Below are 8,934 nucleotides of genomic sequence, written 5' to 3'. Positions count from 1 at the left end.
TTGTTAATTTCTCGACTTTCGCAGAGTAAAAACAGTTTGGCAGTACGTGTAGCCTAATGTGAAACCAATTCTATCGTGGATTTGAAGAAAATGAAAAAACTCTGCGTCTGACAAAGTAAGAGTGTCGAAGTCTACACTACCACACTGAAGAGATGCCTTCTTTAGGATAGAACAACAACGGTCACGAGATCAACCGCCCAAAGAAATCAAACCGGTATTTCTCGAGCTAAACGTACTTAAATACTTAAATGGCGCAGGTTTCAAGAAGAAATTTGGATTCACCTGTGCCTATTTATTTCGCGTTGTTACATGCATCTCAATACCAACTAATTCAGGCAATTCACCTACTCCAGCTGCTTCTGTGCTCCCTGACTCACCATTCTCTGCGCTTCATGAAAATTAGAAACCAAGCGCTTGGAAAGAGGGACGATCAAGGAAGAGCCAACAAGAGATAAATCATACGACCCCATATATGTAATGCTCGGAAACACCGACTTCACATACTGGAGATTCACCAAATAGCTTTTGTGAGTCCGAACGATGCGATGGGAGCATTGGGCTTGAATTTCTTTTAAGGTAGAGCTCGTGCTTATAACTTCCTGTCCGGTTAGATACACCTGCGTCAATAACTTCTCTTCTTTCTTGATGAACAGTATATGTTCTTCGGCAATCTGGCGGATCTTGAACTTCCATTTGCATTGAATCCAATGAGTGGGAGCTAATGTTGTCACCGGTAGCAGGGAAGCTCGTTTCTGAATCATTCTGGTTTTTGCGGTATGTACGGCGTTGGCTAACTTTTCATAATCCAGAGGCTTTACCAAATAGGAGATACAGTTCAATTCATAACCGGCCAATAGATCCTCAGGGGTTGTCGACGCCGTCACCAGGATGATTTCAGGGGAAAATCCACGCGTGAGGATGGCTTTGCAGGCCTCTATGCCATCGCTCTTGCGAAGACCAATATCCACGATCAGAAGGTCGGGCTTGTACAAGGCACAAGCCTCGATCAGCTTGGCTCCCGAACTGACTGTGCAAGGTACATGATGCCCTAGCCCGCATACGAACTGTATCATATTCTGTTTGAGAAAGATATCATCCTCTGCTATTACGACACTGAGAGGCTCGTTCGTCAATGGTTCCATGGAAAATGACCTTTCTTGGATGGGATGATGATTGTGAAGGCGGTACTCGTGTCATTGCTTTCGAAATGAATGGTTCCCTTATACTTGAGTACGATACCCTTTACAATAGTAAGCCCTATTCCTAAATGACGATTTGATTTGGTTGAGAATCCAGTCTGGAAGATGATGTTTTGATTAGCTTCGGGGATCGGACAACCATTATTGCTTACCGATAAAATAAAGTAATTTCTTTCCGTCTTCCCCTCTACTATGATTTGCTTTCGTTCGACCAGTGACACGTCCAGAGCATCCATGGCGTTGTCTATTAGATTACCAATGACTTTCACAAGATCTAGTGAGTTCATAGCAGCTATTGGCAGATCGCTGGGCAACGCTGCGAAATTGCACGTAAATTCAATCCCTCTGCTAATCGATTCGACTTTCTTGGAATGAATAATGGCGGATAGTATGGGGTCGCCAATCATAAGGCTTTCATTTAGAATCATCGTTTCTTTGGTAAGTTGTTGCGAGTAGTTGCCGACTAGCTCGTACTGCCGGTTAGCAGTTAACTCGCGAAGAACAGCTATATGATGCAAGAAATCATGGCGCTGTCCACGAATTGAAACGTACAGGTTTTTCCATTGTTGTTCAATGTCAGCGGGGACATAGTTGTCCGTAACCAAGAAACTATTTTTTCCGAAAACTCGTATTCCCAGTACGCTTAGCAAGATCAACAGGAACGAGGCGCTAGTTACTGCAGCCAAGTGCTGAAGGACTTGCTTGATTAAAACGCTTCTTATGGGACTGTAGTCTGTAACAAGACTGATAACAAGAGGGAGGCTCGAGTTCTGGACGGGTGTGAAGAACTTGTAAACGGAATCACCCTTTATTGTAGACTGGTAAGAAACGGTGCCGTTCAGCTCTGATGTTGCAAAAATATAGAATAAATCATCTGCATCCTCGTATGTATAATCACCGTACTTCACTTCCTGGACAGGATCCAGATTGAAAATAGTTACCTCAAGAATAGATGAATCCATCTCCAATATGGAGTCGATTGTCCACGTAACTTCAACTTCAGTTTCGCGATAGTCTAATAACGCTGCGCTGCCAGCTGCCACCATAAATTCAGAGGGATACTTTACCTCGATATGCTCATAGATCTGTTGACTGATTAGCTCCAGTTTCTCCTTCAAATGGGTAGTGAGCGTCCGTTTGGTCGAAAAATAGTATGCAGCACCAGAGGTGCTAATACAAGTTAATGCTATGAGAATGCACGTAGTAAGGAGAACCTTTTTATTAATGAGCATCAACCGAACTCCTACTATCAAGGTACAGTTCTGATTATAAGCGGTTTTTCGATTTCTTCCAATATTTTTCGACAATTTTTTCTCCGAATATCCACTAGTGCCGACATCATATTCCATAGCACTGTATGAAGCGGAAGGCATGGTATAAAATGTTAACTATTCCACGCATATATCATAACAGAAGGTTCAGGTGTAGGGAATAATGGTTATTCATGGGACTGTGCTTATTGCTGAAGAAGATGCCGGTAACCGGCAATTGATGCAGAGCTATGTGAAGGAAGCTGGAATGACCGTCTTGGATTGTGTTTCTACAGGTAAGCGGCTTGTAGATAGCTATCTCAGGCACCGCCCGGATCTATTGATTGTGGATATCCGACTGGAGAAATTGGATGGTATTTCAGCATGTAAAATTATTCTTGACCAGGGGTTTTTCCCGCAGATCATCATTGCAACCAGTTCTTCCGATTCAAGACATTATAAGGCCGGTTACGAACTGGGTGTGGTAGATTATATCGAGAAACCAATTGAACGAAATCGGTTCCTCAAAGCGATGGAACGGGTTCACAATAGAGTCCATTTGCTTGGTGCTATGCCGCCCACCTTCATCGCTTGCAAATTCAGCAACAGAACCAAGCACATGAATCAACAGTATGTTATTTATATCGAGAAGATGGATAATCGCACTAGCAAGATTGTGCTTCGATCCGGGGAGATCGTGGAGACCAGCACTTCATTAAAGGATCTTCACGCTCAATTCACTCTTCCGGTATTTTTCCCGCATCGCAGCTTTCTGGTGAACACCAGTTACATTTGCTCCGTCAGCCCGGACCTCTTGGTGGAAGGGAATTATGTGATTACATTATTTCACTGTGAGCAACGTATCCCTATGAGCAGGCGCAGTTATCCGAGTTTTGTTAGCATGACCCAACATTTAGGCAGCGTGAAAGGTTTTTGACGAGATGAGCATTTCAGCAGTTGTGGAAGTGATTCTCTTTTTTTTGTTTCTATTGTGGGTTTCTATTGTAGACTATAGGACCTTTACGATCCCAAATCGTATTTTGCTGTATGGGCTTATGGCGGGGGGTGTCCTGCAGGTCGTACAAAAGGATTGGCAGGATTCTTTGATAGAATCGCTATCGGGCATGCTGACGGGTTTTTTCATTCTTTTCTTGTTGTATCTCTTGAGTCGGGGGAAGATGGGATTCGGGGATGTTAAGTTTGTCGCGGTTTGCGGGATCTATTTAGGTGTCCAGGGTACACTTGTAGCGATTCTTCTAGGTACGGCGATTGGAGGGGGTGCAGGAGCGCTGCTTCTATTGAAGAGAAAAGGGGATCGGAAGCAATACATGGCATACGGCCCTTATTTGGCGTTGGGAGCCTTGCTCGCGTGGTTTTTGAGTGGGTAAGCTGGCATTAGAAGCAAGCTTCAGGGAGTCCGTCATTAACACTTGGCGGGCCTCATAAATTGTAGACTAAGGAAGTAGGAGATGCAGTTGGGTAACCGGTTCACAAAATGTTTTCTATTTTGTGTGATGTGTATGCCAGTTTTACTGGGCGAGTGCCAAGATGAAATCACTAGCACCGGTCAAAAGAGTTCCTCTAGTCCGAACATGGTTGCAACGCAGCCTACCTCTAACAACGCAGAAGACATACAAGCAGCTGCTACTGCTCCTACATCCACAACTTCTTCATCGGCAGCACCTACACAACGATCTGTCTTCGCATCAGCAACGCCATCAGTGACACCAAGACCTACTGGTATTACTGAGCCATCATCTCCTAGTCCATCGCTACCCCATTCTACGCTAACCCCCATTCAATCAGTTTCTAGAAGGCTTACGACGCTTGAGGTAAAGAATTTGATCATAAAGACTTGGCCAATCGAGAACGATGCCTTGGAAGTAAGTGTGGATGAAGTCCGAATTGGACCTGAAAAACAAAGTGGGTTGTATTTAATTGGTCTTGCTCCAAGATCGAAAGGAGCCGGGAGAGGCTTATACGCCGATCCTATCTCAGGGGATGTGTACGATGGGGACGCGACTACCAAGTTGTACAATTTATATGATCAGGTAACATATACGACAAATACAGAGATTAAGCCGGATAGCTGGGACCAAGCCGGAATTAGGTGGGAGGACATCAACCCCCTATTCGGACAAAGTCTGACCCCCTTCCCCGTTCTGCAGCAAGATACCATCGACAAGTTCGATCAAGAAGCCCTTTTCAAATGGGTCATGGATGTTGAGCATATGTACATTAGTGCCATGATGAATGAAGGACTTGCCGTGTTGGAGCAGCATCGGAAGGAAATCGCGGATTGGCTAGGACGAGTATACACACCTGATTTCGTGCAAAAACGATTCCAACAAGCCTACACAGCAGTCCAAGGCGGGTATCGGATTGATCACCCGGGCCGTGTCTATTACTTCTTGCCTCAGCATGTGCAGAAAATCAACGAATTGAAAATGGCGCGGAACGGGGACCGCCTTACGTTAAAAGCTAACCTAGTGATTGTGCGAGATTATCCGGTTGATGTAGAATTTCAGTTTGTCCGAGCCAACAATCAGTGGTATGTAGCGGATTACTTGTATGCTCCTGCAGGCCACATAGCCGATGTGAGGAAAGCAGAGATCATCAAGTCCACAGCCATCTACAGAACAGAGAAACCATTGAATTCGAACTCGAGTCAGGAGGAGGACCGTCGGGTAGAAGGAGCTTTCACTAATGCGAGAGAGCTGTTGATCCGCTACCTCGACGAGTCAGACGAATCCTGGCAGGACGACTTGAAGTGGAGCGGGATGGCGCTCGAAATTGTGGCCGCAGGGAAAGACAGCCGATTCATTAAGCTGTTCTCGGAGCCGATTCTAGGAAAAACCGGACATTCGATGATCATCCAATATGTGAAAGACGGAAAAGTACAAGCCGATGCCTTGTGGGAAGAACAGCCGCTTGTTTATTCAGAGCATTTGTTTGCGGAAGACAAGCTTCTCATATCCGGAAGGCGAACCTCATTTGCGAATGCCATTTTCATCGGACAATGGTCATATCACACGGGACGCTGGGTACCGGAGAGTCTGAAGGCAATACCGGATACAAAGGGACTGCTAACGGTTTCCGAAATGGATCAAGAGAAGCATATCATCCTTGACAATTCCCGCACACCGCTACAAATTGTGATCAAAGGGACCGATTTGGAAATCGTTTCGGAAAGCGATGTAACCAACCCTTTTTTCAGATGGAAATACAGACCCGAACTTAGTGGGTTTGAAAGCCGAACCTAACAACTACTCGCAGGAGGCGCATCCATGTCAACGGTTGCACACATGAGACCCATCACTGTCGAAGCGTTGAGGGATATTTTGGAAGGGAGACTGGATCTCCAAACGTACTTATTTGAAGACAAGCAATTGCAGCCTTTATACCTGGACAAAGCTTGGCATGCGATTCATTTTATTTTGAACGGTACAGCCTGGGAAGGGGATGAGCCTATGGTTGATGTCGTAATTGGAGGCACAGAAATCGAGGGTGGGGAAACATATACGGTTCGATATCTGACCGATGAAGAAGTGAAAACAATCGCCTCGGTGTTAGAGGAGCTGAAGGGGCAGCCTCTAGTGGACCGCTATCAGCCTGACAAGATGACGGAACTGGGCATTTATCCGCAGACGGTGGACTGGGAAAGCGAAGACGAGCTTCAGTATGTTTTCAACTATTACTGGGAAATGGTCGACTTTTACCGGGATACGGCGGCGAAAGGCTACGCGATTTTGCATTATCAAACATAAGGGGAAAAAGACTATGCTTTCAACAGAACTCCATAAGCAGGTAGCAGAAACACTAGGAATCGAGGAAACGCAAGTCAATGATGTGGTGGCACAATATCTGGAAGCGATCGGGGCACGGCTGAAAGCAGGAGAGCCGGTACGGGTGCCGGGACTCGGCATGTTTAAAGTAAGGGATATCCCAGATCTTCCAGGACGGAACCCCGCCACCGGGGAGCATATCGTCATTCCCGGGAAAAGGGACGTGAGGTTTAATTGGATTCCGTAGCAAAAGGCCAAATTTGCAACGGATTGGTTCTGATGGCTGCAATTCTTGTGATTGCTGTAGTAGGGGGATGCGAGGAACAGGCATCTCCTTCCACTGAAGTTACGCCGGCCGTCGCCGGAGCGCCGGCAGCAGCATCAACACCCGGCATCGTGGCAGCATCGTCTGTGCAGCCTTCGACCTCCGAAATCCAGAGGGAGGCCATCAAGCAAGAAATTACAGCGGCACTGGCTGCATCAGAGAATCATCCCGGAGCGGACCAGACACTAAGGACCCAATCCTTCGAGAAGGCGTTGGACCTGCTGCGGGCCTATCTCGAGATGGAAGGAAGCTACGTAGACAATCTGGACTGGATGGACCAAGGAATCCATATAGATTCCACCGTGGGGAAAAATGGCCGCCTCTTCCAGTGGTCGAGTCCGGTCGACATTTCAGGGACGATTGGGGCGCGTACGATCTATTACCAGTATTACGACGAGGGCGAACTGAAGTGCGATCCACTGCTCCGATCCTCTCCCTATCTAAGCGGTCTGCACTACGTTACGGATCATACGCTTTTTTTGCTCGGCGGGATCTACAAAACAGAAGCTTCCTACATCGCGATTTTCGAAAAGCAGGCAGGCCGCTGGAAACCTGTTTCCCTAGGCGCGCTGCCTGACGGGGACAAAGAGATGAGAGTTTACAAGGGCGTGATTCATAACACGGCTGTCGGCCATTCCATGTCGATGTCATTAGAGGACAATAAATTTCATATTAGGGATAGCCGGTTGCACTGGGTGTACAATGAGAATAATCAGACTTTCGAGAGGGCGGCAGGGGACCCGGACGAGAAGGCAGGAATTCGTATGGATGGAGTCCAACCGTTGGAGCATCAATCGTTCACGGTTACGTTGGATCCATGGGGGAAGGTGAAATTCATTTCTGGCAAAAGAGAGACACCGAAAGCGGAAGCGGTGTTTTTCTTAGCGGATGAATCGGGAGGGCTGAAATATGAATTTCCTTCGTTCACAGGCAACACGGGTTGGTGGCTTTATGATATTCGGGCAGTAGCCTTTCGAGATGTCAATCAGGACGGGTGGAAGGATGTAATCGTGATCGCGGATTATATGACGGGGGTAGGACCGACGGGAGCGCAGCCGTTTCCAATTGCCGGCATCTATTATCAGTTGGGAAATCGATTTGTTACCAATCCGGACCTGGATGTGAAGCTGAATCGAACCCGGGAAAACGAAACGATCGAAAAAGTGCTTGGATTTTTAGCGAGGGAAGGAAAAACCCCCTAAAACAGCAACAGCCGGGATGCGGCAGCGGAAAGGATCCGCAGAGAGATCATCCCGTTCGAAGTAGAAAATGCATACAAAATGCGGCGGGGACGCGGTTTACTTGAAACAGACCGGAAACTCTCAGAAAAAAGTCCCGATCCCACTAGTGATAAATGTCTCCGTCGAAGGCTTCGCTCACATGATGAATTTCCAATAGATACAAGCTCAACAATAGCAGCATCGTAGTAAACGAGATCGCGCTGGTCATTCATCAACTCCCCAGTATTCTCTTCTCCAAACAAGCTTTCGAGCATCTCACACAAAGTGGACGGTCGATTATAGGTAGGCGTAATGACGCTGATTAGGGGTTTTATCCAACGGCTGGACCTCAGGAATAGAACCCTGAATTTCATTTTTTGAGCGATTAGCGCTTCTCTTTGTTCCGTTCCAATTTGGTGCAAGTCATCCTCAATCCTTGTCAGGTGCCTTGGAATTCCACGAAAGAAACTCGCGTTTGCTTACCGTCCGCCACGGAAGCGGAATGACCATCATAAGCGGGTTGTTCGGAGCTGGATGTGTTCCAATGAAAACCCGGAATCGACCGGCCAATGACCGGAAATCCAATCCGTTTATAAATATTCATTAAAAGGAGCCAGTACCCTCACGGTATACATTGGGAGGAGCCCAGTTGAACCTTAATTTTCCTGTAGGGCCGGATGTAAATGTCGGGCAGCCAAATGGTCTTGATTGCGCTAGATCTGCGGCCTCGGTTAATAACAATTTAGAGTTCCTTGACTATATGTTGCCTAACAGTACATCAAATCAGGTTGCTAAATTCAACCAAGGTTATGGTATGGAAATCAATGCAATAAACACTAACGGCACCGTTGACTGGACTCAACTTCAAATTGGTGATCTTATTTACGTTGATGCTGCAGTACCAGCTACTGGAGTGATTGGGCATGTTGCTAATTTATGCAGGCAATAAAGAAATGGCAATGGATTTCATTGAGATGTATTTTCGTGACAGTACACAGAACGAATATAAGCCCAATTTGAAACCTTATGCTGTAGGAGAAGCAAGGAATGAGATAGATCAGCTAGAAGATGGTTTTACTTATGGGATCAAGGGAATAGCCGTTATAGTTGGTCCAATTGAGGAACAACCCAATGATACACTTAGGAGTTCGATTA

The 8,934-nt window shown here is 46.4% G+C and carries 10 protein-coding genes and 1 pseudogene; 9 read left to right on the top strand and 2 right to left on the bottom strand.

The features are described 5' to 3' along the window. Positions 1-166 precede the first annotated feature (166 nt). Positions 167-307 (top strand): annotated as a pseudogene (locus PKO02S_RS34125) (IS4 family transposase); the annotation flags it as partial. 37 nt (positions 308-344) lie between these two features. Here PKO02S_RS34125 and PKO02S_RS30920 read toward each other — a convergent pair. Further along, entirely contained in the window at positions 345-1,142 is a 798-nt protein-coding gene (locus PKO02S_RS30920) for a LytR/AlgR family response regulator transcription factor (protein WP_127588962.1), read from the bottom strand. Beyond that, positions 1,130-2,431 (bottom strand): sensor histidine kinase, encoded by a 1,302-nt coding sequence (locus PKO02S_RS30915; RefSeq protein ID WP_164821798.1) that lies wholly within the window; start codon positions 2,429-2,431, stop codon positions 1,130-1,132. The genes PKO02S_RS30920 and PKO02S_RS30915 overlap by 13 nt, the downstream gene beginning before the upstream one ends. 202 nt (positions 2,432-2,633) lie before the next feature. On the opposite strand from PKO02S_RS30915, the gene PKO02S_RS30910 reads away from it, so the two are divergent. The 8 genes from PKO02S_RS30910 to PKO02S_RS32980 all read left to right on the top strand — a co-directional run. Further along, positions 2,634-3,386 (top strand): LytR/AlgR family response regulator transcription factor, encoded by a 753-nt coding sequence (locus PKO02S_RS30910; RefSeq protein ID WP_127588958.1) that lies wholly within the window; start codon positions 2,634-2,636, stop codon positions 3,384-3,386. A 4-nt stretch (positions 3,387-3,390) separates the two neighbouring features. After that, positions 3,391-3,837 (top strand): prepilin peptidase, encoded by a 447-nt coding sequence (locus PKO02S_RS30905; RefSeq protein ID WP_127588955.1) that lies wholly within the window; start codon positions 3,391-3,393, stop codon positions 3,835-3,837. Positions 3,838-4,290: 453 nt separating this feature from the next. After that, a complete protein-coding gene (locus PKO02S_RS30900; protein ID WP_127588953.1) occupies positions 4,291-5,712 on the top strand; it encodes a hypothetical protein in 1,422 nt (473 codons plus the stop codon). A 24-nt stretch (positions 5,713-5,736) separates the two neighbouring features. After that, on the top strand, positions 5,737-6,216 hold the full coding sequence (locus PKO02S_RS30895; RefSeq protein WP_127588951.1) for a YfbM family protein: 480 nt from the start codon (positions 5,737-5,739) through the stop codon (positions 6,214-6,216). Positions 6,217-6,229: 13 nt separating this feature from the next. Further along, entirely contained in the window at positions 6,230-6,481 is a 252-nt protein-coding gene (locus PKO02S_RS30890; RefSeq protein WP_164821797.1) for an HU family DNA-binding protein, read from the top strand. A 32-nt stretch (positions 6,482-6,513) separates the two neighbouring features. Next, a complete protein-coding gene (locus PKO02S_RS30885; RefSeq protein WP_127588947.1) occupies positions 6,514-7,761 on the top strand; it encodes a hypothetical protein in 1,248 nt (415 codons plus the stop codon). Between the two features lie 667 nt (positions 7,762-8,428). Then, entirely contained in the window at positions 8,429-8,728 is a 300-nt protein-coding gene (locus PKO02S_RS30880) for a hypothetical protein (RefSeq protein WP_127588945.1), read from the top strand. Further along, positions 8,703-8,934 (top strand): hypothetical protein (locus PKO02S_RS32980; RefSeq protein ID WP_218033975.1); only part of this gene is annotated, 232 nt, incomplete at its 3' end. The genes PKO02S_RS30880 and PKO02S_RS32980, both read left to right, overlap by 26 nt.

The organism is Paenibacillus koleovorans NBRC 103111, from assembly GCF_004000845.1.
Lineage (GTDB): Bacteria > Bacillota > Bacilli > Paenibacillales > NBRC-103111 > Paenibacillus_AA > Paenibacillus_AA koleovorans.
Note: the sequence above shows the minus strand (reverse complement) of the source record. Positions and strands in the feature narration are given on the sequence as shown.

Bases quoted from the DNA above. Each gene is read 5' to 3' on its own strand.
- PKO02S_RS30920 (WP_127588962.1), bottom strand. From the start codon at position 1,142: ATGGAACCATTGACGAACGAGCCTCTCAGTGTCGTAATAGCAGAGGAT.
- PKO02S_RS30915 (WP_164821798.1), bottom strand. From the start codon at position 2,431: ATGCTCATTAATAAAAAGGTTCTCCTTACTACGTGCATTCTCATAGCA.
- PKO02S_RS30885 (WP_127588947.1), top strand. From the start codon at position 6,514: ATGGCTGCAATTCTTGTGATTGCTGTAGTAGGGGGATGCGAGGAACAG.
- PKO02S_RS30890 (WP_164821797.1), top strand. From the start codon at position 6,230: ATGCTTTCAACAGAACTCCATAAGCAGGTAGCAGAAACACTAGGAATC.
- PKO02S_RS30895 (WP_127588951.1), top strand. From the start codon at position 5,737: ATGTCAACGGTTGCACACATGAGACCCATCACTGTCGAAGCGTTGAGG.
- PKO02S_RS30910 (WP_127588958.1), top strand. From the start codon at position 2,634: ATGGTTATTCATGGGACTGTGCTTATTGCTGAAGAAGATGCCGGTAAC.
- PKO02S_RS30905 (WP_127588955.1), top strand. From the start codon at position 3,391: ATGAGCATTTCAGCAGTTGTGGAAGTGATTCTCTTTTTTTTGTTTCTA.